This is a genomic window from Acinetobacter sp. ANC 4648 (assembly GCF_002135345.1).
Lineage (GTDB): Bacteria > Pseudomonadota > Gammaproteobacteria > Pseudomonadales > Moraxellaceae > Acinetobacter.
Genome location: NZ_NEGI01000002.1, coordinates 283,278 through 309,663 on the forward strand (window position 1 = coordinate 283,278; position 26,386 = coordinate 309,663).

The 26,386-nt window shown below is 37.7% G+C and carries 24 protein-coding genes and 1 pseudogene; 10 read left to right on the forward strand and 15 right to left on the reverse strand.

The window, feature by feature from the left end; translation table 11 throughout:
• Positions 1-98: 98 nt before the first annotated feature.
• From B9T27_RS04430 to cysD, 7 genes and pseudogenes are all read right to left on the reverse strand, one after another.
• Positions 99-1,091, reverse strand: coding sequence for an NAD(P)H-quinone oxidoreductase (locus tag B9T27_RS04430; RefSeq protein WP_086205639.1), 993 nt, complete (start codon positions 1,089-1,091; stop codon positions 99-101).
• A gap of 143 nt (positions 1,092-1,234) precedes the next feature.
• Entirely contained in the window at positions 1,235-1,495 is a 261-nt protein-coding gene (locus B9T27_RS04435) for a DUF2798 domain-containing protein (protein WP_086205640.1), read from the reverse strand.
• A gap of 33 nt (positions 1,496-1,528) precedes the next feature.
• Positions 1,529-1,799: pseudogene (locus B9T27_RS04440) on the reverse strand (DUF3861 family protein).
• 9 nt (positions 1,800-1,808) lie between these two features.
• Positions 1,809-2,327 carry a PadR family transcriptional regulator gene (locus B9T27_RS04445; protein ID WP_086205641.1) on the reverse strand — a complete coding sequence of 173 codons (519 nt, stop codon included), beginning with the start codon at positions 2,325-2,327 and terminating at the stop codon, positions 1,809-1,811.
• Between the two features lie 180 nt (positions 2,328-2,507).
• Positions 2,508-2,780, reverse strand: coding sequence for a hypothetical protein (locus B9T27_RS04450; RefSeq protein ID WP_086205642.1), 273 nt, complete (start codon positions 2,778-2,780; stop codon positions 2,508-2,510).
• A 145-nt stretch (positions 2,781-2,925) separates the two neighbouring features.
• A complete protein-coding gene (cysN, locus tag B9T27_RS04455) occupies positions 2,926-4,542 on the reverse strand; it encodes a sulfate adenylyltransferase subunit CysN (protein WP_086205643.1) in 1,617 nt (538 codons plus the stop codon).
• Between the two features lie 44 nt (positions 4,543-4,586).
• Positions 4,587-5,495 (reverse strand): sulfate adenylyltransferase subunit CysD, encoded by a 909-nt coding sequence (cysD, locus tag B9T27_RS04460; RefSeq protein ID WP_171263338.1) that lies wholly within the window; start codon positions 5,493-5,495, stop codon positions 4,587-4,589.
• Between the two features lie 150 nt (positions 5,496-5,645).
• On the opposite strand from cysD, the gene B9T27_RS04465 reads away from it, so the two are divergent.
• On the forward strand, positions 5,646-6,092 hold the full coding sequence (locus tag B9T27_RS04465; protein WP_086205645.1) for a GNAT family N-acetyltransferase: 447 nt from the start codon (positions 5,646-5,648) through the stop codon (positions 6,090-6,092).
• Between the two features lie 249 nt (positions 6,093-6,341).
• Here the strand turns inward: B9T27_RS04465 and B9T27_RS04470 are convergent, their stop codons facing one another.
• Positions 6,342-7,814, reverse strand: a complete 1,473-nt coding sequence (locus B9T27_RS04470; RefSeq protein ID WP_086205646.1) for a capsule assembly Wzi family protein — start codon at positions 7,812-7,814, stop codon at positions 6,342-6,344.
• Between the two features lie 155 nt (positions 7,815-7,969).
• Complete coding sequence (lysS, locus tag B9T27_RS04475) at positions 7,970-9,499, reverse strand: lysine--tRNA ligase (RefSeq protein WP_086205647.1); 1,530 nt, start codon at positions 9,497-9,499, stop codon at positions 7,970-7,972.
• Between the two features lie 508 nt (positions 9,500-10,007).
• Between lysS and B9T27_RS04480 the strand changes: the two genes are divergently transcribed.
• A complete protein-coding gene (locus B9T27_RS04480) occupies positions 10,008-10,514 on the forward strand; it encodes a YqiA/YcfP family alpha/beta fold hydrolase (protein WP_086205648.1) in 507 nt (168 codons plus the stop codon).
• A gap of 43 nt (positions 10,515-10,557) precedes the next feature.
• Here B9T27_RS04480 and B9T27_RS04485 read toward each other — a convergent pair whose 3' ends face one another.
• On the reverse strand, positions 10,558-11,103 hold the full coding sequence (locus B9T27_RS04485; RefSeq protein WP_086205649.1) for an adenine phosphoribosyltransferase: 546 nt from the start codon (positions 11,101-11,103) through the stop codon (positions 10,558-10,560).
• Positions 11,104-11,646: 543 nt separating this feature from the next.
• On the opposite strand from B9T27_RS04485, the gene rubA reads away from it, so the two are divergent.
• From rubA to B9T27_RS04515, 6 genes are all read left to right on the forward strand, one after another.
• On the forward strand, positions 11,647-11,811 hold the full coding sequence (gene rubA / locus B9T27_RS04490) for a rubredoxin RubA (protein WP_086205650.1): 165 nt from the start codon (positions 11,647-11,649) through the stop codon (positions 11,809-11,811).
• Between the two features lie 69 nt (positions 11,812-11,880).
• A complete protein-coding gene (locus B9T27_RS04495; RefSeq protein WP_086205651.1) occupies positions 11,881-13,074 on the forward strand; it encodes an NAD(P)/FAD-dependent oxidoreductase in 1,194 nt (397 codons plus the stop codon).
• 56 nt (positions 13,075-13,130) lie between these two features.
• On the forward strand, positions 13,131-14,069 hold the full coding sequence (gene estB, locus B9T27_RS04500) for an esterase EstB (protein ID WP_086205652.1): 939 nt from the start codon (positions 13,131-13,133) through the stop codon (positions 14,067-14,069).
• Positions 14,070-14,082: 13 nt separating this feature from the next.
• Positions 14,083-14,988, forward strand: a complete 906-nt coding sequence (gene oxyR, locus B9T27_RS04505; protein WP_086205653.1) for a LysR family transcriptional regulator OxyR — start codon at positions 14,083-14,085, stop codon at positions 14,986-14,988.
• A gap of 319 nt (positions 14,989-15,307) precedes the next feature.
• A complete protein-coding gene (locus B9T27_RS04510; protein ID WP_086205654.1) occupies positions 15,308-15,988 on the forward strand; it encodes a response regulator in 681 nt (226 codons plus the stop codon).
• The gene (locus B9T27_RS04515; RefSeq protein ID WP_143222564.1) at positions 15,898-17,859 is read left to right on the forward strand and encodes an ATP-binding protein; all 1,962 of its coding nucleotides are present in this window, start codon (positions 15,898-15,900) and stop codon (positions 17,857-17,859) included. The genes B9T27_RS04510 and B9T27_RS04515 overlap by 91 nt, the downstream gene beginning before the upstream one ends.
• 56 nt (positions 17,860-17,915) lie before the next feature.
• On the opposite strand, the gene ppk1 is transcribed toward B9T27_RS04515, so the two are convergent.
• Positions 17,916-19,997: a polyphosphate kinase 1 gene (gene ppk1, locus B9T27_RS04520; protein ID WP_086205656.1), complete on the reverse strand. Its 2,082-nt coding sequence runs from the start codon at positions 19,995-19,997 to the stop codon at positions 17,916-17,918.
• Between the two features lie 110 nt (positions 19,998-20,107).
• Positions 20,108-20,782 (reverse strand): monofunctional biosynthetic peptidoglycan transglycosylase, encoded by a 675-nt coding sequence (gene mtgA, locus B9T27_RS04525; protein WP_086205657.1) that lies wholly within the window; start codon positions 20,780-20,782, stop codon positions 20,108-20,110.
• A gap of 76 nt (positions 20,783-20,858) precedes the next feature.
• On the opposite strand from mtgA, the gene B9T27_RS04530 reads away from it, so the two are divergent.
• Entirely contained in the window at positions 20,859-21,671 is an 813-nt protein-coding gene (locus B9T27_RS04530; protein ID WP_086205658.1) for a rhomboid family intramembrane serine protease, read from the forward strand.
• 61 nt (positions 21,672-21,732) lie between these two features.
• Here the strand turns inward: B9T27_RS04530 and B9T27_RS04535 are convergent, their stop codons facing one another.
• Entirely contained in the window at positions 21,733-24,261 is a 2,529-nt protein-coding gene (locus B9T27_RS04535) for an ABC transporter permease (RefSeq protein ID WP_086205949.1), read from the reverse strand.
• Positions 24,262-24,263: 2 nt separating this feature from the next.
• Positions 24,264-25,001 (reverse strand): ABC transporter ATP-binding protein, encoded by a 738-nt coding sequence (locus B9T27_RS04540; protein WP_086205659.1) that lies wholly within the window; start codon positions 24,999-25,001, stop codon positions 24,264-24,266.
• An 82-nt stretch (positions 25,002-25,083) separates the two neighbouring features.
• On the opposite strand from B9T27_RS04540, the gene B9T27_RS04545 reads away from it, so the two are divergent.
• A complete protein-coding gene (locus B9T27_RS04545) occupies positions 25,084-25,662 on the forward strand; it encodes an arylesterase (RefSeq protein ID WP_171263340.1) in 579 nt (192 codons plus the stop codon).
• Positions 25,663-25,743: 81 nt separating this feature from the next.
• Here the strand turns inward: B9T27_RS04545 and B9T27_RS04550 are convergent, their stop codons facing one another.
• On the reverse strand, positions 25,744-26,322 hold the full coding sequence (locus B9T27_RS04550; RefSeq protein WP_086205661.1) for a TetR family transcriptional regulator: 579 nt from the start codon (positions 26,320-26,322) through the stop codon (positions 25,744-25,746).
• Positions 26,323-26,386: the final 64 nt, after the last annotated feature.

Here is a 26,386-nt window from a genome sequence, read left to right on the forward strand (position 1 = left end):
TTAGCATAAAAAGCAATTAGCTATCCAAAAGCAAATTTCTCACTTTTAAATGAGAGATTTACTTTTTTATTCAACGACAAGTTAAGATAAGTTTAAAACTAGATCACGTCTACCACAATCTTACCAATATGATCACCAATATCCATTGCGATATGTGCATCAACAATTTGGTCAAACTTAAACGTTTTATAAATCATCGGTAAACACTTACCTTTTGCCCAAAGTGGTGCGACATATTGTTGTAAACCTTGAGTAATTTCAGCTTTTTCAGCCGTGGTACGCGCTCGCATGGTTGAACCCGTAATCGTAAGACGCTTCATCATAATTTGACCAAGTTTCACCTCTTTAGCTTTTGCCCCACCTAAGAATGCGATATAGACCAAACGACCATCACGGCGTAGTAAGTTCAAATTACGTTCTAAATATGGTGCACCTACCATGTCTAAAATAATATCTACGCCACCATTGTCGGTTTTCTCATTAATGACTTGTTCAAAGTCCTGAGTTTTATAGTTAATGGCTGTGGTGAGCGGTGAAATCGCTTGAACTTTTTCATCAGAACCGACAGTCGCAAATGTTTTTAATTCAAGTGCATTACATAACATCAGTGCAGTCGTACCAATCCCGCTGGTTCCACCATGCACGAGAATTGTTTCACCTGCTTTGGCTTTGCCCATTTGAAATACGTTTGCCCAAACGGTAAAGAAGGTTTCAGGAATCGCTGCGGCTTGGCTAAAGCTCATATTGTCAGGAATATTCAACGTTTGGCTTTCAGGTACAACGCAATATTCTGCATAGCCACCACCATTGGTCAGTCCACAGACTTTATCACCCACTTTAAATTTTGTAACGTTTGCACCCACTGCAACAATTTCACCTGCTACTTCTAGCCCCGGTACAGGAGTCACACCTTTTGGCATTGGGTACAAGCCTTGGCGTTGCAAAATGTCTGGGCGATTAATTCCAAAGGCATGAACTTTCACTAAAACTTCATCTACTTGCATAGTTGGAATCGCTACAGTTTCATAGCCTAATTTTTCTGGACCACCCACTTCGATAATAATGATCTGTTGCATGGATTGTTGTGACATGTACTTTTTCCTATTTATTAACTATTCATGTTTTATATCTTTATTTGAACATAGATAACGACAGGAATGAAGTCAGGTCGGACTATTGTCTAAATCCAACTCAATCACGCAAAAATACCGAGGCTTTACCATACTTATTGATATTACTTTGCTGAATTATTAGGTGATGCAACAAAAGGCATCAGTAATTTACGTACCAAGGGAATAAAAATCAGAATCAATGGAAATGCTACTAACCAAGACAACGCCCACGTATGTAACCACAGCGGGAAAAAGCCATCTACAAAACCTTTATTCAACAATAAGTTAAAGCATGAAATTGCGCCACTCATTATGCAGGATAGAATAAGAGGCATAAGCCATGTCATATGTTTAGGATGAAATTTGGGGAGCGAATTTGACATAAAAGACCTTTAAATATATGGAGAAAATAACACTTAGGTTTCTTTTGGCGCAGATTTTTTCAGCGCTTGAATAAATTGGATAAACTGCAGTAAAAACTCTTTAAACATAGACACATCTTTATTTTCTAGTAATACCGCAGCAAATAGCTTCAACCCAACGGCTAAAGCTTTTGTAGATGTGCTAAGACTTTAAAATGTTGTCATGATTGTAAGCGGTAAATTCTAAAGGCACTGTATAGAACGATGGATTACCTTTTGCATCGGCAATATGTTCAACAGTAATTTTATATTCATGCTGTTTTATCACTCTCTCCTACATACGAGCAATATTGACTGCAGCTTGGTCAATCTGCTCTGCAATTTCACATATCTGTTCAGGGCTGAGTTCTGTTTGCAGTTTTAGGCGCAGCGACGCTTTGAGATTTTCCATCGCACGTTTTACGTCGAGGTATTCAGTTTGTGTGTGAATTTTTCGACGAGTTTCAAAGCGCTCAAGAATAGCTTCAACTTGCATTTGATTCGCTGTTAAATGCTCTACACCTGTTGGGGTAATGCTATATTGCTTACGATCACTTTCAATTTTTTCTGCGAAGATGAACTGCATATCTTCCAGATAATTCAGTGTCGGATAAATCGTGCCTGCACTGGGGATGTAACCGCCACCAACGATTTCACCTATTTCTTTAATAATTTCATAGCCGTGCTTAGGTGCGAGCGAGATAAGATACAACACCAAAAGCTTCATATGCCCTGCTTCGAACAAGCGGTTTTTGCGTGTTGTTTGTGTATTTTCAAGGTCTATAAGTAGTTCAGGATTGGGAGTTTTAGGCATAAATAAGATATAGCTTACTTAAATTAAGATATATCTTATCACATCTTTATGCTATTTAAAAAGCGTCTTTATCAAATTTAAAAACCATATTTAGTCTAACTACTTTTATGTTTATTATTTTTATTACAAAAAACCACCATATGGTGGTTTTTATAATTCCAGCTTCATATTGTAAGAAGATCATCCTTGTCCTTTAAATTCTCTAATCATCTGTGCTGTAATATCTTTCGCATAACAAATGGGTGCATAACCACCCGCCCGATTGTATGCGCTACGCTTACCACAGCGGCTACCATTACGCGCAGTATTGTATGGGCAAGGACAGTTTCCCGAATAATCCTCTATCGACTGCTGAATAATTTTTTGTTTAATTGCTTCGGTATTTTCAGTGCCTTGCTTTGCTTCCGCACCAAAAGATAAACATAGGCCCATTAAAAATAATAGTTTTTTCATAAATCCCTCTCAATATTTATATTGTATCGAGATGAGATTTAAGTGAAAGTTCAACTATAAAATGACTGTATACTATTCAAACACTTAAAACTTACACAAATAAAAAAACCCACCTAACAGTGGTTTTTTTTAAATCAGCTCAGTCTTAGAGACGAACTAATTCCACAATTTTCTCAGCTAACTCTTCAGCAGCATCTTGCGTAAACGTAACATCTGTACCTTCAGTCACAGAGGTAATCACCGCAATTCCTGTTTCACGAAGCAATGCGACTTGCTCAGCATCTAAATCCGCTTTCGCAATCGCAACAACACCCTGTTGAAGCAACAAACTTTCAAGTGCTTGTGCATTTTCTAAAGCTTTCGTTGGAACTGTAATAGATGCAGGTTTTTGACCCAAACGTGCTGCACGGTCTTCCGCTGTGACAGGGTTGCTATGTGCAGACCATTCAACAGACTCTTCAACCATACCTGCACCAATCGTCACGTTATTTAAACGATCAATGAAGATAAATGAACCTGTAAAACGACTGTCTTGATAACGGTCAAATACTACAGGTACATCAAACTCAACCGTCACATTGGCAATGGCATTTAATTCAAGGCTTTCAACCTGAACCTGTTCCAAGGTATTGACGTTAGTACGGAAGTGAATTGCTGTGACTTTGGCAGGAACAGTTTGCGTACCTACTTTTAAGTTATACAACTTACCAATCACCAGTGGTTGATCCGCCATCCAGACTACAGTCGCTTTTACAGCACGTGAAATGGTCGGTATACCCTGATCCGCACGAACTAGCATATTGCCGCGAGAAACGTCAATTTCATCGTTCAGCGTCAGTGTGACCGCTTGACCTGCAAATGCATGCTCAAGATTACCATCAAAAGTAACTATTTCTTTTACTGTTGATGATTTACCCGATGGCAAAGCGATAATTTTATCACCAACATTAATTTCACCCAGCGCAATCGTGCCTGCAAAACCACGGAAGTCGAGGTTTGGACGGTTCACGTATTGCACAGGGAATCGGAAATCACGTTTCGCTGTATCACGGTTAATCTGCACAGATTCAAGCGACCCCATTAAGGTTTGGCCTGTGTACCATGGCGTATTTTCTGAAACGTTCACTACGTTATCGCCATTCAATGCAGAAATTGGCGTATAGATGATGTTACTTGGCTGACGGTCGCCTAATTGGCTGACAAAGTTAGCGTAGTCGGCTTGGATTTCATTGAAACGCGTTTCAGAAAATTCCACTAAGTCCATTTTATTGATCGCAACAATAATGTTCTTAATACCCAACAAGCTTGCGATATAAGTATGCCGACGAGTCTGTGTTTGCACGCCATAACGCGCATCAATCAAAATGATTGCAAGATCACAGGTCGATGCACCTGTTGCCATGTTACGGGTATATTGCTCATGCCCTGGCGTATCGGCAATGATGAACTTACGCTTTTCCGTCGAGAAGTAACGATACGCCACATCAATAGTAATGCCCTGCTCACGTTCCGCTTGTAAGCCATCCACCAGAAGTGCTAAGTCAGGAGCATCACCCGTCGTCCCCACTTTTTTCGAGTCACGTGTTACCGCTTGCAATTGATCTTCATAAATCAATTTTGAATCATAAAGTAAACGACCAATTAAAGTACTTTTACCATCATCGACGTTACCGCAAGTCAAAAAGCGTAATAAGTCTTTATTTTCATGTTGTTTTAAATAGCCCAAGATATCTTGGCTGATTAAATCCGATTGATGAGACATTGCTCAAACTCCACAAATTCATTAGAAATCGATGATCTAAACGATTAGAAATAGCCTTCTTGCTTTTTCTTTTCCATCGAGCCTGCTTCATCATGGTCAATCATACGACCTTGACGCTCTGAGCTTGTGGCTAAAAGCATTTCCTGAATAATTTCAGGTAAAGTATCGGCCTCAGACTCCACCGCACCAGTTAATGGGTAGCAGCCTAAAGTACGAAAACGTACCGATTTCATTTGTGGAACTTCACCTTCTTTTAAAGGCATCCGTTCATCATCTACCATGATCAGCGTACCACTACGTTCAACCACAGGACGTTCTGCAGCTAAATAAAGTGGAACCAAAGGAATACTTTCCAAGTAAATATATTGCCAAATATCCAACTCCGTCCAGTTGGACAATGGGAATACACGAATACTTTCACCTTTATTCACTTTACCGTTGTAGAGGTTCCAAAGTTCAGGACGTTGATTTTTAGGATCCCAACGATGTTTGGTATCACGGAACGAATAGACTCGTTCTTTCGCACGAGATTTTTCTTCATCACGGCGTGCGCCACCAAAAGCAGCATCGAAACCATATTTATCTAAAGCTTGTTTTAAACCTTGGGTTTTCATGATGTCGGTATATTTAGAACTACCATGATCGAAAGGATTGATGCCTGCATCCTTCCCTTCTTTATTTTGATGCACAATTAAATCGAAACCGTGTTTTTTCGCCATCTCATCACGAAACGTGATCATGTCTTTAAATTTCCAACCCGTATCGACATGCAATAATGGGAATGGAAGTTTTGCAGGATAAAATGCTTTCATAGCGAGATGCAGCATCACCGCTGAATCTTTACCAATGGAATACAGCATCACCGGATTTTCAAATTCGGCAGCGACTTCACGGATAATATGAATACTCTCAGCTTCAAGCTGTTTAAGATGAGTAAGTCTTTCCTCATTTATTGACATTGACAGCACCAGCTCACAAAAAAGTGTACTTATTACACAAATTGAAATTTATATTCATTATAGTGATTTATAACGCTTTTCTTTTGCTTGTTTTTTTATATTCATATGCAAAAACATCATATACAGAATTTTAAGGAGAATAATATGACCATTCAAATTATGACTTTATCAGAGATTAGTTTTGATCAATGGTTGCCCTTGTGGCAAGCTTATCTCACGTTTTATGAGTCAACACTCAGTCTAGAACAAACCCAATTATCTTGGCATCGAATTACAGATCCACTCCAAAAAGAGATGTTTGGCTACGGCATAATTATGGATGACCAAGTTGTCGGCTTTGTTCATTTAATTACACATATGAGTATGTGGACAGAACGCCCATATTGCTATTTACAAGATTTATATATTAATGAGGCCTACCGTAATCAAGGTTTAGCGAGACAGCTAATTGAACATAGTTATGCAGTCTGTACAGGAAATTTTGATCGCATATATTGGCTGACGCATGAGAATAACCAAACTGCACAACAGCTATATGACCGAATCGCAACCAAAACTGGATTTATTCAATATAAAAAAAGTCTAGTATGATTCTCATAACAAGAAAGAAAAAAGCTTATCCAAAATGGATAAGCTTTAAAATACACAAAAGCATGCACTCATCTTTTATGTTTTGAAGGTAGGAATAACATCTTTAAAAAGGTCAATTAAAGACGCAGCTACATTCTCATGCATTAAAATTACATTTTATATCCCTGAAATCAGGTATTTTATTTCAGCATTTTTCAGATAAAATCATAAAGCCTATTTGGTTGATAAGCTCTACGAATGACTTATTTCTCAGTATTTCCAGATACTCTTCTCCAAAGGAATTTCAACACCAATAGATGCACCCGCATCATTGCCTTTTTTATCTGAATCACTAACCCAACCATTAATTTTTAATGGAATGGTCGGTTTGATATAATGCGTCCACGTTAAATCAAGCGCTTTAATTTTATCTTTTTCAGGAAAAGCTAAATTAATTTGATGCTCTCCAAAATGATCAGCTGACTCATTTACTTTGGTATAAATAATACGACCATTTAAACGGTTCATCACATCAAAACGAATATCACCACCGACAGAAACCATTTGACCATCACCCCCCATCGCATGCCCTAATGGGAAACCATGCTGGTAATAACCATCTGTATAGATATGATGATTATATGAAATAGCACGAGCATCACCATTGGTTCGTGTATCCGCCCACTCTGCATAAACTTGATATGGCATGGTTTTAAAACTAGAAGAATAATCTACACCTGCTTGATACATTTTTTTTGATGGCAATAATCCAGCTTCATCTTCACCCACATATTGTCCATATAAACTTACAGGAACTGCAAGTAAGGGCTGTAAATTTAGACGTGCGTCGAATCCTGCAAGCTGGTTGGATGGGTTACCTTCACCACTACACGTTGTATCAACACACTCATTATCTTTACCGATAAAAGCGTTCCAATAGGCTTTAAAACTACCAGGTTGTCCTTCACCATCTATCTGGAATGTCCTAGAAGCACCTAGCTCAAGATAAGGTAAAGGTTGAGCCGTTAAACGTAAACCCATCAATCGAGTATTTGGCACCGCTTTATAGTCATCTAATTGACCCGCAAAAGCTTGGTACTGCCAAGCTCCAATCCATGATAACCACTTCGATTCAAATGCTTTTTGCTCTGCACGTTGGGCTGTAAAACCATATACAGGACGACTTGCATCACCACGAATTAAACTACCATCATGTCCAGGGCCCCAATAAGTAGGAATTTGACCTGCCACCAACCACTGATTCCACAGCTTTCCTGCAATATATGAGCCTTCAACATTAACATCTTGACCATTGTCAATCAGAGGATCTTTTTCAGCATTGACACGAAGCTTAGCATCCCAATTATCTCCACCTGCATTCAACTCAAGTGAACCTACATATTGTGCTTTATAATTGTCACCAAAATTTTGTGGGATATTTTTTTGGTCTGACTCTGCAAACAATCCTATTTTTGCTGTTTGAGCATCTGCTTTCAGTGCATTTTGAACAGAATTAATCACTTTTTGTTGTGTGGTATTTAAAATTTTTGCCTGAGATAAAGCACGCTGAATCTCATCACCACTCATTGGCCAAGTTGAGGTGCTGAGTTGAATCACCCCTTGTTGATTTAACCAATTTAAATCTGTACGAAGATTTTGATCATTCAAAATCAAACCCTGTGAAAAAACAGGTAAAGACATTGTCACCAATATCGCAGCATAAAGTGATTTTTTTAAAAACATGCGCTTTATTTTCTCTCATTTATTTCTCAGCCCCACCATAGATTTTTTAACCCTACTTTTCAATGGTGAAACAGAATTATTACAAATTTTCATCTTAAAATAAAATAGCCACCTATTTTAGGTGGCTATTTTACTTGTCATCTGATGACTATATTTTATACATCTTTACGGCGCATATGCGGGAATAAAATCACGTCACGGATACTGGCTGCATCTGCAAATAGCATCACCAGACGGTCAATACCAATTCCCTCACCCGCTGTTGGCGGTAAACCATACTCTAACGCTTCTACAAACTCTGCATCGTAGTGCATTGCTTCATCATCACCGGCATCTTTTTCTTCCACTTGCGCTTGGAAACGTTCTGCCTGATCAATCGGGTCATTCAACTCCGAGAAGCCATTCGCCAATTCACGACCACCAATGAAGAATTCAAAACGGTCTGTGATATGTGGATTATCATCATTACGGCGCGCTAATGGTGAAGTTTCCGCAGGATATTCAGTAATAAAGGTCGGCTGACGTAATGTCGTTTCAACGGTTTCTTCAAATACGATGGTTTGTAGTCGACCTAAACCAAAACCTGGTTTGACTTGTTCTTTTAATTCGTCTTGAATGAACTTCGCCAAAAACTCACGATCAGCAACATTTTCTGGTGTAAAGCTTGGATTATTTTCCAAAATTGCATCAAACATCGAGATTTTTTTGTATGGCCCTTTGAAGCTATATACTTCACCTTGATAAGGGACATCCGTTGAACCTAAAATATCGATAGCTAACTTTTCCAGCATACTTTCCGTCAAAGCCATTAAATCTTTATAATCTGCATACGCTTGGTAGAATTCAATCATAGTGAATTCTGGATTATGACGGGTCGAAACACCTTCATTACGGAAGTTACGGTTAATTTCGAAAACTCGTTCAAAACCACCAACCACCAAACGTTTTAAATACAGCTCTGGTGCAATACGTAAATATAAAGGCATATCTAATGCATTATGATGCGTTTCAAATGGACGCGCAGACGCACCACCTGGAATCACATGCATCATTGGAGTTTCAACTTCCATGAAACGCTCATTGATTAAATAGTTACGAATGCCCGACACCACTTTTGCACGAATTTCAAAAGTTTTACGTGTTTCTTCATTCACAATTAAATCTAAATAACGTTTACGATATTTAACTTCAGTATCATTCAAGCCATGGAATTTATCTGGCAATGGACGCAGTGATTTGGTTAATAACTCAAAATGTTCAATATGAACATATAAATCACCTTTACCTGAACGACCAATATAGCCTTCAACCGCAATAATATCACCAAGGTCTACGCTTTTAATGGCTTCTAAAACATTAGGAGCTAATTCTTTACGTGCGACATAAAGCTGAATACGCCCTGTCATATCTTGAATCACGATAAAGGAACCACGGTTCAACATCACACGACCGGCAACACTGACACGAACCTGTTCGCCTGCTTCAATTTGTTCTTTGGATTGATCTGCAAACTGATCTTGCAAATCTTGCGCATAATGCTCACGTTTGAATGTATTTGGCCAAGGGCTAACACCCGTTTGTTTGGCCTTCTCTTCAATTTGTTTTAACTTGGCATGACGCTGTGCAATTAAATCGTTTTCGGAAATAGGTTGTTCAGAAGTCGATTGAGCGTTATGTTGCGTCATCTCTGCCTCGATTGTAGTAAAAAACGGAAGTTGCGTAGCATAGCAGAAATCCAAGATAATGCGTATTACAATAACCAAGCGATCAGTGCAAAAAATTTAAAATGATTAAAAAATCGATGACTTCATATTAAAATAATTTATTCTTGTCTTTTTACTCATACTTCTCTCAAAATTTTCTGCGGCACAGTAAAATAATGCTTTTGAGTAGTTTAATATAAAGGTCTTGTTATTAAAACTAAAGCTATCACCCCAGATATCCCCAAATATGTATTTCTATTTTAGCAAAGCAAACAACCTATTTTCTCTATATAAATGAATAGAAAGTAGCCCTCGATTGCTGAAGATTATTCATACCCCAAAATACCTGTTACTTAAGTCTCTAAGACCAAAATCTAAGTTTCATAAATCACTGTGCTACGTACAATCATGGCATATTAAAAATAGTTGAAAAATATAGTTTCAATTATTTTCTATCTTTGTGATTAAAGACAGTGTGAATCTAATAACCATGAACTCAAACTCTTTTAAAATTTTATTTTTGCATGGGTTGGATTCTTCAAGGGAATCAACAAAATTTCATGCAATTGATGCAAAAAATAAGTTTTGTATCGATATTGATTATCGCAATTTAAACTATCAAACCGTTGAAAGCTTCTACAATCAAATTATAGAAAAAATTAAACCTGAAATGCTGATTGGGCATAGCTTAGGTGCATATTGGGCACTTAAAATGTCGCATTTACATCGAATCCCAACCATTATTGCTAATCCAAGTCTACAGCCGGATTTTCGCAATGACTACCAAGCGATTAGTGAACTTGATTTAGAACATGATATTCCACAAATGGCTTATATTGAGCTCGGTGATGAAATACTAGATATGCATGCAACTACCACAATATTAGAACAATTTATGCAAGTTGATGCACATGAGGGTGGACATCATCGCTTAGCTCAACCTGAAAATTTGAATCCTTTAATCGAATATATGCAACAAACCTTTCTCCGTGCATAAAAAAAAGCCTTGTAAATACAAGGCTTTTAAATTCCAACTTAAACTAAGCAACGGCAGCGTCAACAGGCTTAGATGATTCATCCAATACCGACCAAACGGTCATTCCCAAATCACCGTGTAATTCAGGTAAGTCTAAGAAAATACTGGCGCCTAAAACAGTATGTGCACATTTATGCATCAGCTGCTTAACTGCTTTTAATGTTCCACCTGTAGCCAAGACATCATCCACAATAATGACTTTTTGTGGTTCAATGTCAGCAGACATTTCTAAACGATCTAAACCATATTCTAAGCTGTATCCAACCCCAACAACGGGAGGTGGTAATTTTCCAGCCTTGCGTACCAAAAGTAAGCCTTTACCAGTGCGTTGTGCCAAAAGACTCGCCAAAATAAAACCACGTGCTTCCACAGCAACAAAACTTTCTACTTCTGCCAATTGATCTTCTGGCAAACTTGCAATTAACGCATCAGTTAAAGCTTCAAGTTGATTCATGAACAAAGGAGTTAAGTCATAAAAACAAATACCTTGTTTAGGAAAATCTTGGACAGTACGGATGTTCGACCACAATACAGTAGACATATTCATAATTTGGGAGAGTTATAAAAAATAAAGATTGAGTGAATTTTAACGCATTAGCGATATACTGAATAGCTTCTTCATTTTCACTAAAACACTTTATTTTTATAAGTAGTTGAATTTATTGAGACCATTTATATAATAAATATTGGGTATATATGTAGTAGTACTTATTATAAATTATTTAAGCTAGCAATACATTTAGACCTTGGTATAAACATGACTTTTCAACATTAAATATTTTTATATTCAATTACTTTAATCTTAAATACTTAGGTTAAATACACAACTTTTCAATCTCTCAAAGGCCGCTTATCAACATAGATTGTCTAACAAAAATATTGGAATTAGCCCAATAAACACATCTTTTGTCCTTATCAGCCATTCAGCTTTAAGATTAGTTGGTTAAACTCCGATATTTACTTTACTTTAGTCATAGAACTGCGTAAAAATTTACTTGAATATGTACATTATAAAGTCATATCACTATCATCATGCAGTAGAAGGAATTTTCTGACAGTATTGCTGATTACTGCTCAGAGTTTGGAGAGTCAAATGAAGAAATATCAATGCATCGTTTGTGGATGGATTTATGATGAAGCAGAAGGTTGGCCACAAGATGGCATCGCTGCAGGAACAAAATGGGAAGATATTCCAGATGATTGGACTTGCCCAGACTGTGGTGTTTCAAAAGTTGATTTTGAAATGGTAGAAATCTAAAAAATAAATGAAAGACCATGAATTCATGGTCTTTTTTACATTCAGTTTTTATAAATTTTGGAGTACATAATGCACCCGATCGTAATCATTGGTTCAGGAATGGCGGGATATACCCTTGCGAGAGAGTTTCGCAAATTGAGTCCTGAGCAAGAACTCGTCATGATTTGTGCTGATGATGCGGTAAATTATGCTAAACCAACACTTTCAAACGCCTTAGTGGGAAATAAAGTCCCTGATCAGATTGGTCTAGGTGATGCTGAAAAAATGAGTACGCAACTCAAAATGCGAATTGAAAAAGATACTTGGGTCAAAGCAATTCATGCTGAACAACATGAACTCGTTCTTGATAAAGATGGCAAAACGACGATTCAACCCTATTCAAAACTTATTTTAGCGGTTGGTGCCAATCCAATTCGTCTCGCTATTGCGGGTGATGGAAGTGATGATATCCATGTGGTCAATTCACTCATGGATTATCGTGCTTTTCGCAATAGCTTAGATCAGTGCAGTTCTAAAAATTGTGATGATAAACGTGTGGTCATTTTAGGTGCTGGTTTAATTGGTTGTGAATTTGCCAATGATTTACAAAATACTGGTCATCAAGTTACCGTGATTGATTTAGCCTCACAACCGCTCGGTCGTTTACTCCCAACGCATGTGGCTCAAGTATTCCAAGAGGGTTTAGAACGAGCGGGTATTCAGTTTGCGTTAGGTACAACCGTCGAAAAAATAACAAAGCTTGCTAAACACGGTTATGCTGTGACCTTGGCCAATGGTCAATCTTTTAATGCCGATGTTGTTCTTTCAGCGATTGGTCTACAACCTAATTTAGAATTAGCAAAAACTGCGGGAATTCAGACCAGTCGGGGTGTTATTACCAATACCTTAATGCAAACCAATCACCCTGATATCTATGCACTTGGCGATTGCGCAGAAGTAAATGGCATGCTGTTACCTTATGTGATGCCAATAATGCAACAAGCGCGAGCTTTAGCCAAAACTTTAAGTGGTCAAATCACTACCGTGCATTATCCGGCTATGCCTGTTGCAGTCAAAACTCCTGCCGCTCCTCTTACCGTATTGCCTGCACCAATTGATGTCGCAGTGACTTGGGAAAATGAAGAATTTGACGATGGTATGCTGTCTAAAGCAATAGATACCGACGGAACTTTACGTGGCTTTGTCTTACTGGGTGCAACAGCAGGCAAGCAACGCTTAGCTTTAACAAAACTTGTTCCTGACTTGATTCCAGCATCAATTTAAGGTTTTAATGTGAAATATATTTTTTTAAACAGAATATCCTTTTTAGGACAATAAGAATGAATAGCGCACTGCAATTCCAGATTTCACCTTATGCATCTTTTATGCAAGAAACCAAAGTCGATTTAGGCAATGGGATTCAACTACATGTAGAAATGGGTGGTAACGAAACTGATCCAACCATTCTGCTGATTATGGGATTGGGTGCTCAACTGTTATTTTGGCCTGATTTTTTTTGTAAGTCACTCATTGATCAAGGCTTTCGCGTTATTCGTTTTGATAATCGGGATATTGGTTTATCTTCCAAAATTCGTACCAAAGGTCCACGTTTAAATACTCTTAAATTAATGGGCCGTTTTGCATTAGGTTTAGATAATAAAGGTGCGCCCTATAATTTATATGATATGGCCGATGATGTTGCCCTACTCATTGAGCGCTTAGGCTTAGACAAAACCCATATTCTGGGCGCATCTATGGGAGGCATGATTTCACAGATTCTTGCTGCGAAATACCCTGAGAAAATTGATAAGGTCGGATTATTATTTACCAGTAATAATCAACCTCTACTTCCGCCACCATTTCCAAAACAACTCTTCAGTTTAATTGGTAAGCCGGAATCTCGTGATGAGCAAGGTATTATCAATCATTCATTGAAAGTATTTAAGCATATTGGCTCACCTGGTTATGTCAACCAGATGGAAACCATGCAAACTGCACAAAAGTTATATCAGCGTAGTTATCATCCTGCGGGTGTACTTCAACAGTTTTTAGCCATATTATGTACAGGCTCATTACGACAACTGGATAAACAAATCCAAAAGCCAACTTTGGTGGTTCATGGTTCTAAAGATCGTTTGCTCCCACCAAGTCATGGTAAGGCCGTTGCTAAAGCAATTTCAGACGCTAAATTTGAATTAATTGAAGGAATGGGGCATGATATCCCCCCGCACTTTATTCCTCAACTTAGCGGTTTATTTACGCATCACTTTAAATCATAAACATCAGGACACTATGGCTGCATTACCATCCCTAAGACAACTGTCCTATCTTGTGACACTGTCTGAGACGCTGCACTTTACTGAAGCAGCGCGTCGTTCATTCGTAACCCAGTCGACCTTATCGGGTGGGATTATGGAACTTGAACGTTTATTGGGTGGCGTACTCGTTGAACGTGATCGCCAAAATGTACGTTTAACCCCTTTAGGCGAACAAGTTGTTGCACGAGCCCGTGTTCTACTCGCAGATGCACAAGACTTAATGCGTTTAAGTCGTGAAATGAGTGAGCCTTTAACTGGTGACTTGCATCTTGGGATTATTCCAACCATTGCGCCATTTATTTTGTCGCGTTTGTTAGAAGAAGTGCATAAGCAACTGCCGAAAATTCAATTACATTTGCATGAAGCACAAAGTGAAAAAATTGTAGAGAAACTCGAGCATGGTAATTTAGACATGATCGTTTTAGCTTTACCTTTTGATACGCGTGGCTTAAAAGTTGCTGAAATTGCAAAAGAAAATTTATTCTTAGTGTGTAATAAAGCAGATCAAAATGCGGTACATGCGAAAAGTCTAGAAGATTTAGATTTGTCTCATTTAATGCTTTTAGAAGAAGGCCATTGTTTACGTGATCACACCCTCAGTGTTTGCCCTATTGGCGAACGCAAAAATGATCATCGTTTAAAAGCAAGCTCTTTACCAACATTGGTTGAAATGGTTAGTTCAGATTTAGGGTTTACCTTACTTCCTGAAATTGCTCTACATACCAGTATGTTAAAGAGTAATGATAAAATCATCATTAAGTCGATTGAGAATGCACCTTCACGCATCTTGTCATTAGTGACTCGTAAAAGCACACCGTTACAAAGTGAATTTGATGTGTTATTACAGATATTACAAAAAGTGACCGCAAATTTGCATTAAGCATACCCACAATCATTAAAGGGAGGCATATGCCTCCCTTTTTTATATCTAACGATTTATCATTTTTAAGTTATTCACTAACGATCATTTTTAAAAAATTTAAAGCATAATTCAGGCATTCATAGAACTATCTATTGAATGAATAAGATTAGATATCATTAAAAAGCTAAGCATAAAACACGCCTATTCTTTCAAAATATTTATTTGTCCAATAACTTAAGTTAAATTTATTTTAAAAATACCAAATTCTAGGGATAGTACTGCAACTCAAATTCCGACACAGTAGCTTAGAATAATCAAAAGCCAAGTGAGAGCAAACATGGTAAATGAATTAACGTTGCCGGTGCCTGTCATCATTGTTGAAGATGAACCGCTGATTCAAACTCGCTTGCAAAATATTTTAATATCATTAGGTTATCCCCTTGATCAAATAATTTTGGCCTCGGATATTCATGATGCAAAACTTAAACATGATCAGTATTTACCCAATCTAGCTTTAGTCGATTTGAGCTTGCCAGATGGTAATGGAATAGAGCTAATTGAGCAGTTTCGGCTAAATGATAGCGATATTTCGATATTGGTCATATCGGCATGGAGCACTCAAGATGCGATTTTAGGAGCACTTCAAGCAGGTGCAACAGGCTATGTGCTCAAAGAGCGAGATGATTTAGAAATTTCACTGGCTATTCGTAGTATTTTACGCGGTGGAGCACCAATAGATCCGTTTATTGCTCGACAGATTCTAGAAAAAATGGAAACTAAAGCCAAAATTCAAAGTCAAACTATTGAAAATAAAATAGAAAGCGATTTACTTTCTATACGAGAACATGAAATATTAGAGTTGGTGGCAAAAGGTATGAGTAATAGAGAGATTGCCAATTTCTTAAACTTATCGCGTTATACAGTCGAATGTCATATCAAATATATTTACCGAAAACTATCTGTTTCAACCAGAATAAAAGCAATCAATACAGCACGTTCAATGGGTATATTACATTAATTCTGTATCTACTCATTATTTTCAGTTGTCTCTATAGTGCACCGATCTACGGGAATCAGTTCGTACCAATTGATTCACCTATAAATTGTTATGTTCAGAATCCAAAAATTTCAGTTGTACAAGCGACATTCAATCCTGAGATTCCACCGAGCACTGGTTGGAATGCTGTAAACTTGCCTGACAATTGGGGCAAACGCTGGAAGGACTATACTGGTTCTGCTTGGTATAAATATGAATGGGACTATACCTGCCCTAAAAACACTGCACCACTCTCTATCAGCATAGATTATTTCAACATGGCTGGAGCCGTTTATTTAAATAACGAACTGCTGTGGAAAGATCACTCCTTGGTTGAACCCATTTCACGCAGCTGGAATAAACCGCAATTATGGAATATCCCGCAAAGTGCCCTGCATCAAGGTAAAAACACACTATTGATTCGAATTGTCGGTTTCGCAACTCAATCCTCTGGTTTAGGCGAAATTCATCTTGGCGAGTCGACTAAAATTTCTAAATATTATGAATACAGAATTTGGCAACATCGAACCTTACATTTTATTAACTTACTCTTTACTGCAACACTGGGGCTGATTGGACTATTTATTTGGTTATTCCGTAGATCTGACAGTACCTTTGGTTGGTTTGCCCTCGCTTCTTTTACTTGGACAATATTTTTAAGTAATTTATTGATTACTGAAACACCATTGCACCTGAATGTCTGGACGATCGCAAAAATAAATGTGATGACTGTTCTCATTTACTCTACTTCACTAAGTCTATTTTGTTGGCGGTTTGCACAAAAACGGTTTCCACGCGTAGAAAAATTTTATACCTGGCTAATTATCTGCTCAGCTATCTTCATTATCTTTATCCCCAATAGTCAACTTGGTTTTGCACTCTCCTTTGTATTTTTTTCAGGTGCAATCATCTTCTTTTTAAATGCTTTGAGTTATCCATTTATTATCTTCGGATCTAAAGAAATAGAGCAGTATTTATTGGCATTTTGCTTAATGATTTATTTATGGGTTGGCTTATATGATTTATATTTATTTCTCGTTAAACCCAAAGTCGTCTTCTTTTTAACACCTTACGCTGCTCCAGTCACAGCACTATTTATTGCCATCACACTAGCGATGCGTTTAGCAAAAAATGTTAAAAAAATTGATAACTTTAGTAAAACTCAAGCCATTAAAATTATCGAAGTATCTGAGGAATTAAGTCACTCTCTGAATACGCAACATCAACTTGAATTACAAAATTCACGCTTACAAGAACGGATTCAACTGTCCCATGACTTGCACGATAGTTTAGGGGGGTCCTTAGTCCGCTCTATGATTATTGTGGATCAAAGCAAACAGCAATTGAGCAATCAGCAATTTTTATCCATACTCAAGTTACTACGTAATGATCTTCGGCAAGTTATTGATAGCGGATCAAGCATGGGAAATAAAACTCCTGAAACACCACAAATTTGGCTTGCACCTTTACGCCATCGTTTTATTCAAATTTTTGATGAATTAGATATTGATTCTAAATGGAATTTTCCAAAAAAGTGGATTAATCGACCTTCAGCCCTTCAATGTTTAACCTTATCTCGTGTATTAGAAGAAGCACTGACAAATGTTATGAAGCATAGTAAAGCAACTGAAATTTCGGTAACGCTGCACTATCTCGAACTTCATCAACTTGAACTCATCATTCAGGACAATGGCGTAGGTTTTGATGTTCAAGCAACTGAACTTATGGGTTTAAGTGTAGGTATGCAAAGTATGAAAATTAGAATGGGACGCATTGGTGGCCAATTAGAAATTCAATCCTCTTTCGGTAAAACCACCTTGAAAGCCTCTATTGCCTCTCAATTTCTTTCATAATACATTTAAATGGACCATCACACTTCAAACATCGTGATGGTCCATTATGTTTCACGTTATCCTGTTACTGTTTCAATCAATTTCTGCTGTGCATTGTACAATGCCTCACCATCTTTGGGCTGTGCTCGAATCCACGTACCATCGCCTTGCAACAACCACGCTTGGGTATTATCTTTTAAATAATTGATTAAACCTTGTTGGTAAATCCGCTTTTTCAATGCAGGATCTTCTATCGGAAAGCAGACTTCGACACGGTTAAATAAATTACGATCCATCCAGTCTGCACTCGAACAATAAATACGCGATTGACCACCATTACCAAAATAATATACGCGCGTATGTTCTAAGAAACGTCCAACGATAGAACGTACCCGAATATTTTCAGATAAGTTTGGAAGACCGGGACGTAAACAACAAATTGAACGAATGATTAAATCAATTTGCACACCGGCTTGTGAGGCCTCATAAAGTTTATTGATCAATTGAACTTCTGTTAATGCATTCACCTTGATGATAATTTGGGCAGGCTTGCCCGCTTTTGCTAATGCAATTTCATCATCAATAAATGCAATTAGTTGGGCATGTAGAGTAAATGGTGCGTGCAGCAATTTTTTCAGCTTCGCCATTTTTCCCATACCGGTTAGCTCTTGAAAAATGCGATGCACATCTTCACACAGTTCTTTATCTGTGGTGAGTAAACCATAATCAGTATAAATACGAGCATTGGTAGCATGGTAATTGCCTGTACCTAAATGTACATAACGCACCAATTTATTGTTTTCACGGCGTACCACCAGAATCATTTTGGCATGGGTTTTATACCCCACAATGCCATACACGACAACTGCACCCGCCTCTTGCAGCACATTGGCTACTTCAATATTCGACTCTTCATCAAAACGAGCCCGCAACTCGATCACTGCAGTGACTTCCTTACCATTTCGTGCTGCTTCTGCAAGTACTTGTACTATCTCAGAATCTGCCCCGCTACGATATAAAGTTTGCTTAATTGCCAACACCTGTGGATCACGAGCTGCTTCACGCAATAAATTAATTACAGGAGCAAATGATTCAAATGGATGATGTAATAAAATGTCTTGTTTTTGCATCGCTGAAAAAATATTTTCAGTTTTTTTCAATACCTTAGGAATAGCAGGAACATGTGAATCATAACGTAAATGCGGCAGCTTAAAATTAGAGACTAAGCGCGCAAGGTTAACTGGGCCATCTACTTTATAAAGCTGTTCATCTTCTAAATCGAATTCATTCAATAAGTATTCATAGATATGCTGTGGACAATTTTCGGTCACTTCCAAACGTACTGCACGACCAAAACGGCGAGAACTCAGCTCGCCTTTTAGTGCTTTGGCTAAATCTTCAACATCTTCATTCAAAGCCAAATCAGCATTTCGAGTCACTCGAAATTGATAACATCCTGTTGCAGTCATCCCTGGGAATAGGTCAGATACATGCTCATGAATAATGGCAGATAACATCACAAAATGTTCTTTTCCAGCGGTTAATTCATCGGGTAAACGAACAACACGTGGTAAAGAACGTGGTGCCGGCACTACGGCTAAATCAATTTGACGTCCAAAGGCGTCCTTACCCTCTAAAGTCACTATAAAGTTGAGGCTTTTATTAACTAAGCGTGGAAATGGATGCGCTGGATCTAGACTAATTGGGGTTAATACAGGAGCAACTTGTTCTTGGAAATATTTTTTAATCCAGACTGATTGTGCTGGGGTCAACTCTCCACGACGTAAGAAGCAAATATCAACTTCACGTAGCTTGGGAAAAATTTCATCATTTAGGATACGATACTGACGTTCAATTGCAGCATGAGTGGTTTTCGAAATTGTTTCTAAAATTTGCTTTGGGGTAAAACCGTCAGGGCTACGACTTTCATTACCTAAGGTGAGCTGCTCCATCACACCAGCAACACGAATTTCAAAAAATTCATCCATATTTCGAGAGAAAATCAATAAAAAATTCAAGCGCTCAAGTAAGGGATGTAAAGGATCTACCGCTTGCTCTAAAACGCGTAAATGAAAATCTAAAATTGAAAGTTCACGGTTGATATAACGCTCATTATAAGAATATTCTAGAGGCGTATTATTCGTTACTGCGGTATTCATACAATAGACCTGCATATCAAAGACTTTACTAAGTATGCTTCAAATTTGTGACAATTTCATAAAAAAAAGCGCATTAAAATGTGCTTTTTTTATCTTTTAGAATCATAGTATTAATCTGGAATTCGAGTATAACGCATATATTTCAAGATCATTCGTTTACGATTTTGGACTTTGGCATCATCTCGATGATCTTGATAATATTTAGGATTAGGCAAAATTGCAGCTAAGAATGCAGCCTGCTCCTTGCTTAAATTGTTGGCACTTTTACCAAAATAATATTGGGCTGCCGCCTCAATACCATAAATATGATCCCCAAACTCCACTGAGTTCATATACACTTCTAAAATACGTCGTTTGGTCCACATCCGTTCCATCATGGTTGTGGCAATAGCTTCTTGCCCTTTACGAATAAAGGAACGACGATTATAAAAAAATAAATTTTTCGCCAATTGTTGTGAAATAGTAGATCCACCCGCCACCACTTTATCTTTTTTTAGATTGCGTTGTAATGCACCTTCAATTCCATTCCAATCAAATCCATGATGATCAACAAATTTAGCATCCTCAGCAGCAACAATGGCGTGCTTAAAGTTATCGCTAATATCATTATAATCACGCCATTGATGTTTGATGGGTTGGAAATCAGATAAATATGTCCAACGCATAAACATCGTGGTTTCGACAGCATGCGTACGCCAATAGACTAGACTTGAAAAAATCCACAATTGAATAATAATCAGAATACTAACAAGGATTAACAAACTACGAACAATAAAGGCTTTCATGTCAGTGTGTTACTCCGAATATTTTGGAATTTCATGCTAAGCTGAACTTATCAATAAAAAACATAGAAACTAGCGCATGTCGGATTATCAACACACGCCTACCTTTGTACAAACACAAAATATGAGTGGAAAAATTACCCTATTACTGATTGCCATCAATGTTGGATTATTTACTTGGCAAATTTTAACTGGGGTGAATATTACAGATCCAAGCACAGCTGATGCATTACGTTGGGGGGCTGATTATGCACCTTTAACCTTTTTAGAGGAACCATTTCGTTTATTTAGCAGTATGTTCTTCCACTTTGGATTAATGCATTTAATGTTCAATATGTGGGCACTTTATGTATTTGGCAATGTTGCTGAACAAACTTTAGGTCGTATTTATTATCTCGGTTTATATGTACTTGCAGGCTTAATGGGCAGTTTACTCAGCGGATATTTAGATATTCGACATAGTTATGAATTACTACAAAATTTTGATCCAAGCTTAATACCACGCGTATCCGCAGGAGCATCTGGGGCAGTGATGGGACTAGGTGGAGCGCTTACCGTACTATCATTATTTCCCCCAACTCCCAATCAACGCTTTATTCTGGATCAAAAATCCCTCATTATTGTATTAGCCATTAACCTAGCGTTTGGTTTTTTTGCAACGGGAATTAATAATGCAGCGCATATTGGCGGTATGCTCATGGGCGCATTATTGGCGTTAACATGGTATGTACTACAACGCCTTAGACAAGGAATGCTTGCGCAGATCATCGTACTGATATTGGGTGCATTAATTACTTATGCAGTATATTTATATTGCCAAAGCCTAGTTCAACCAATTACGCCACTCTGGCAAGAAGCAATTACTCAAATGCGTAGTCAATTAAACCTTTAAATCACTCATTTTGAATCAAACTCCCACCATCTAAGATGGGAGTTTAGAAATCAATCCATTCTTATTGATTAATTTCTCTCAAACTTTGCAAAGGTGGGATATCGCATAAATAACTTAGTCGATAACGGCCAATTACAGCGCATAATGCGCTCATTAGAATAGGCAAAATCACCCAGATTTCCCAATGCGGCTGGATTTCTAAACCCATTCGATAACTTGCAATCGCACTAATTACTTCTGCAAATAAACACGAAACAACACCAGCAATTAAACCAATAAATCCGATTTCTACAGTCATCATATTTTTGAGTTGTCGCTTGGAACTTCCAAATGAACGTAACAAAGCCACCTCTCTTTTACGCTCATCCAACAATAAATTGATACATGCAATTAAGACTAAAAACCCTGAAAGACTTACTAAAATCGCAAGTACCGTAATGATTTGTGCCAGCACATCTACCAACCGTTTAATTTCACCCAGAATTAAAGAAACATCAATAAATACCGTATTGCTAAACTGCTGGATCACACTCACCAGTTGTGACTTTTCTTGAGGAGGCACATAGAAACTTCCTAGATAACTTCCTGCATTTTCATCTAAAGTTTGTGGTGCAAAAATAAAGAAGAAATTGGGACTAAAACTTTGCCATTCCACAGTCCGTAAATTGACTACTTTGGCGTTTAATTGTCCTTCTGGTAAGCTAAAGGTTAACTGATCACCAATATTAATATTTAACTCTTTCGCAAGCTTAGCTTCTACCGATACATCACCAATTTGATTGAGTTTAGGATTACCTTGCACAATCACATTATCGGTTGGATATTGATTGGTCTGGGTTAGATTCAATTCGCGACGTAGGGAATTACTCTTTTCAATAAATTGTGGTGAAAATACTTGTCCATTTTTAGCCAATAAGCGTCCTTTAACATTAGGATAAAGCGGTGTACTTTGCCAATGCTGCGCTTGTAATAGTTGTTTAAAGTGCTCTACTTCAAAAGGTGGTAAACCATAAATAAATTGATTGGGAGTTCCTTCAGGTAACTGCTGTTGCCAACGCTCCAATAAATCAGTTCGCAATACAGCAAGTACTGTAATTAAACTGAGTCCCAAAGCTAAAGCAGTTACTTGCAATGCCGTTTGTGCTGGCACACGTACAAAGCTAGAAATTTGATTCTTAAGTGCCTTTAAGGAGATTAAGATCAACCATACCATGCCATATAATAAGCCACTTAAAAGAATTACAGCCCCTATTACCATCGTTGACAAAGTCAAATTTTCAGTCAAAACTAAACTAAAAATAATCAAACTGATAAGACCCGTGCTCATCATCCACAGTATTGAACGGGCGGACTTTTGTTGTTGTCGAATCACACGGATGGGGGGAGTATTTAATAATTGCCATAAGCTTGGAAAAACAAAGCCAAATAAAACAATTGCACTGGTAAAAATAGCAATCGGTAATGGCCCAAGTAACATGGAAAATATTGAAAATTGTAGATCTAAGTTGGGAATCAATTGCAACATAAATTGCAAAAGAACATAACCTAAACCTAGACCTAGAGTACTACCAAATATCATCGCAATCAGAATAACAGCCAATAATAAAACGATATAAGCTTGAAGAATTTGCCCTTTCTTCGCCCCAATGCATCGCATCAAGGCAATATGATCTTGATTCTGCTGTACATAACGTTGACTGGTGAGTGCAATGGCAATTCCACACAGTAAAATAGTCAGAATATTTGCTAATTGTAGGAATGTATCTAGGTTTTCAATAGGTTTCATTAAGCGTGTATTGCCATCATTGGCATTGCGCAATTTCAAGTTGCTTACTGTTTCAAATTCAGTTGAATTAATATCTGAAGATGCTTCTATTTGACTAGACTGATGTGTAGTTGATGCCGCTTGCTGTTTTTTCTTTACCGCATCTTCGAATGCTTGAAAGGATTGTTCATATTTTTCAATATTTTTTGCATCCCCTGCCATTAATAAGCGATATTCAATTCGACTCCCCGCCTGAATGGCGTTGGTTTTTTCAACATCTTGCAAAGCAATAATCACAGTCGGTGAAAATGCTGAAAAACCTAATTCTTGATTGGAATCATGTTCAATTTTTGCAGTCACCTTAAAATGACCATCTGCAATTTGAATATTGTCTCCGATTTTGGCTTTTAACAAATCCATGGCTCGTTGACTTAACCAGACTTCGCCACTTTGAATATGCTCAGTATCAGGTAAAACCCGCAATTCCCCACGTAATGGGAAAACCTGATCTATGGCTTTGACATTCACCATCACAAATTGATCATGCGTCGAAGCCATAGAACCAAACATAATCACTTGAGATTGTTTAAGTTTGAGTTCATCAGCCTGCTTAAGCCACTTTTTTTCAATCGGATAATTATCACTAAGCTGTAAATCGGCTGCTTGCATCTGAGCAGCCTGTAAGGTCACTGCTTGCTGAACTTGTTCATTACTAAATTTTAATGCTGTCGTTGCTCCAATGGCTAAACTCAAAGCAATGATGAGGAGATAAATCCCTGTACTATTGAAACTCTGTTTAAATAAAGGTTTGAACAATGCCATGATCATCAAATAACTCCTTGAGTGGCATGTTCAATTAATTTTCCATCCAGTAATTCAAAATGTCGTTGACACTGCTCGGCCAGCTTAGAATCATGCGTAACTAGGACTAAGGTGGTGCCTAATTCACGATTAAGCTGAAATAATAAATGTTCTATTTCTGTTGCAGTCTGTCCATCTAAATTTCCAGTTGGTTCATCTGCAAATACAATTTTTGGCTCAGTAATCAGTGCCCTTGCAATTGCAACACGTTGCTGCTCACCACCTGATAAGACTTTAGGTGTTTGGCTGCTTTGACGTTCCAAACCGACTTTTTCTAAGAGATTTAGTGCTTTTTTTTCTGCAGTTGCATAGTGAAAATTAGGTTGTAATCGTAAAGGCAACATGACATTTTCTAGAGCAGATAAATGTGGCAAGAGTTGGAAGGATTGAAAGACAAAACCAATATATTTTAAGCGAATCAAGGCACGTTGTTCTTCATTCAACTCATGTATCGCCTCGCCACAAATCCACATTTTGCCAGAAATAGCTTGATCTAATGTGGCTAAAATACCCAACAGTGTTGATTTTCCCGAGCCTGATCGCCCAGTAATCGCCACTTGTTCTCCTGCGTAGATATTCAGATCTAATGCATTTAAAATAGTTAATGTTTTGTTATGTAATTGAATACTTTGCGTAAGCTGCTGTGCGGAAATAATTACTTGTGGCATGATGGAGCTTGTTGCATCAAACTGAACCAAAGACATTGTCAAGAAACCCTATATGCAAACTAAAAAATTGTTAAATTTAAACACGGTAAAAAAAATAGCTCATACTTTATTTTTTAGCATGATCTGTCTAATTCCTGTTAGTAGTTTTGCAAAAAGTATCATGATTGTTGGAGACAGTTTGAGCGCAGGTTATGGTATTACACCACAGCAAGGTTGGGTCAATCTGTTGCAACAGCGGTTAAACCAACAATTTCCTAAACAGCATAAAGTTATTAATGCTAGTGTCAGTGGTGAAACCACGAGTGGTGCTTTAGCTCGCTTGCCAAAACTATTGCAAATCCATAGACCCAATATTGTAGTGATTGAGCTAGGAGGGAATGATGGTTTACGTGGGCAACCACCGCAAATGATCCAAAGTAATTTGGCTCAGATGATTCAACTCTCGCAACAAGCCAAAGCGACTGTTTTAATTTTTGGAATGAAAATTCCACCGAATTATGGCACTGCATATAGCACTGCATTTGAAAATAATTATAAAGTGGTCAGCCAAAAATATAAGGTCAAACTATTACCTTTCTTTATGGAGGGTATTGCAGGGCATCCTAATCTGATCCAAAAAGATTTAATTCATCCAAATGCCGCTGCACAAAAAATTCTCTTGAACAATGCATATCCTTATATAAAAGATGCTTTATAAAAATATTCAGTATCTTGAATTGAATCTTCATCGTTTAATTAATCTAATTTTTTATTTAAGCCACATTACAAAACAACTTAATCATCCTTGAATCAATAAGTTGTTTTCTTGAAGTAGTCGATCTAATAATCGAGTCACATAATCCATCTGTGGTGGTTGATCGACAAATAAAATCTGAAAAAGTATGGGTGCAATGATCCGATCAATAATCTCTTGATTAGGAATTATCTGCTCTTTACGGCCTAAAGCTCTTTCATTAATCACATTTAGCTGCTGGCAAATATATTCAGCACACTTCCCAGAATCAGGTAAATCTTTTGAAGCTAAAATATCTCGGAGTAAGCCACGCCCTACTTGTGATGAATATTCTTCAAAATATTGTTCTACCCATGCATATAAATCGAATGGATATGAACCTAAATCTTTAGGGGCATTATCAGGTTGTAAAACAAGCAAAGCGACATCTGAGAATAGCTGATTAATATTCCCCCAGCGTCTATAAATCGTAGATGGAGTCACACCTGCTCTATGTGCAAGCAATGGAACTGTGATGAGGTCTTGTTCCATTTCTTCTTGCAACTGTAAAACAGCCTGATGTACAGCAGCTTGTATTCTTGCACTACGTCCCCCTGGACGTAAGCCAGATACATTTTTTGTCATCACAACCTCAACTTACTTCTTCGTACTTTTGATGACGTATTCTAATAGTTCTGCATTTTTTTGT

Coding starts and splice junctions, on each gene's coding strand:
- B9T27_RS04430 (WP_086205639.1), bottom strand. CDS start 1,091: ATGTCACAACAATCCATGCAACAGATCATTATTATCGAAGTGGGTGGT.
- B9T27_RS04435 (WP_086205640.1), bottom strand. CDS start 1,495: ATGTCAAATTCGCTCCCCAAATTTCATCCTAAACATATGACATGGCTT.
- B9T27_RS04445 (WP_086205641.1), bottom strand. CDS start 2,327: ATGCCTAAAACTCCCAATCCTGAACTACTTATAGACCTTGAAAATACA.
- B9T27_RS04450 (WP_086205642.1), bottom strand. CDS start 2,780: ATGAAAAAACTATTATTTTTAATGGGCCTATGTTTATCTTTTGGTGCG.
- cysN (WP_086205643.1), bottom strand. CDS start 4,542: ATGTCTCATCAATCGGATTTAATCAGCCAAGATATCTTGGGCTATTTA.
- B9T27_RS04465 (WP_086205645.1), top strand. CDS start 5,646: ATGACCATTCAAATTATGACTTTATCAGAGATTAGTTTTGATCAATGG.
- B9T27_RS04470 (WP_086205646.1), bottom strand. CDS start 7,814: ATGTTTTTAAAAAAATCACTTTATGCTGCGATATTGGTGACAATGTCT.
- lysS (WP_086205647.1), bottom strand. CDS start 9,499: ATGACGCAACATAACGCTCAATCGACTTCTGAACAACCTATTTCCGAA.
- B9T27_RS04480 (WP_086205648.1), top strand. CDS start 10,008: ATGAACTCAAACTCTTTTAAAATTTTATTTTTGCATGGGTTGGATTCT.
- rubA (WP_086205650.1), top strand. CDS start 11,647: ATGAAGAAATATCAATGCATCGTTTGTGGATGGATTTATGATGAAGCA.
- B9T27_RS04495 (WP_086205651.1), top strand. CDS start 11,881: ATGCACCCGATCGTAATCATTGGTTCAGGAATGGCGGGATATACCCTT.
- estB (WP_086205652.1), top strand. CDS start 13,131: ATGAATAGCGCACTGCAATTCCAGATTTCACCTTATGCATCTTTTATG.
- oxyR (WP_086205653.1), top strand. CDS start 14,083: ATGGCTGCATTACCATCCCTAAGACAACTGTCCTATCTTGTGACACTG.
- B9T27_RS04510 (WP_086205654.1), top strand. CDS start 15,308: ATGGTAAATGAATTAACGTTGCCGGTGCCTGTCATCATTGTTGAAGAT.
- B9T27_RS04515 (WP_143222564.1), top strand. CDS start 15,898: ATGTCATATCAAATATATTTACCGAAAACTATCTGTTTCAACCAGAAT.
- ppk1 (WP_086205656.1), bottom strand. CDS start 19,997: ATGAATACCGCAGTAACGAATAATACGCCTCTAGAATATTCTTATAAT.
- mtgA (WP_086205657.1), bottom strand. CDS start 20,782: ATGAAAGCCTTTATTGTTCGTAGTTTGTTAATCCTTGTTAGTATTCTG.
- B9T27_RS04530 (WP_086205658.1), top strand. CDS start 20,859: ATGTCGGATTATCAACACACGCCTACCTTTGTACAAACACAAAATATG.
- B9T27_RS04540 (WP_086205659.1), bottom strand. CDS start 25,001: ATGTCTTTGGTTCAGTTTGATGCAACAAGCTCCATCATGCCACAAGTA.
- B9T27_RS04545 (WP_171263340.1), top strand. CDS start 25,084: ATGATCTGTCTAATTCCTGTTAGTAGTTTTGCAAAAAGTATCATGATT.
- B9T27_RS04550 (WP_086205661.1), bottom strand. CDS start 26,322: ATGACAAAAAATGTATCTGGCTTACGTCCAGGGGGACGTAGTGCAAGA.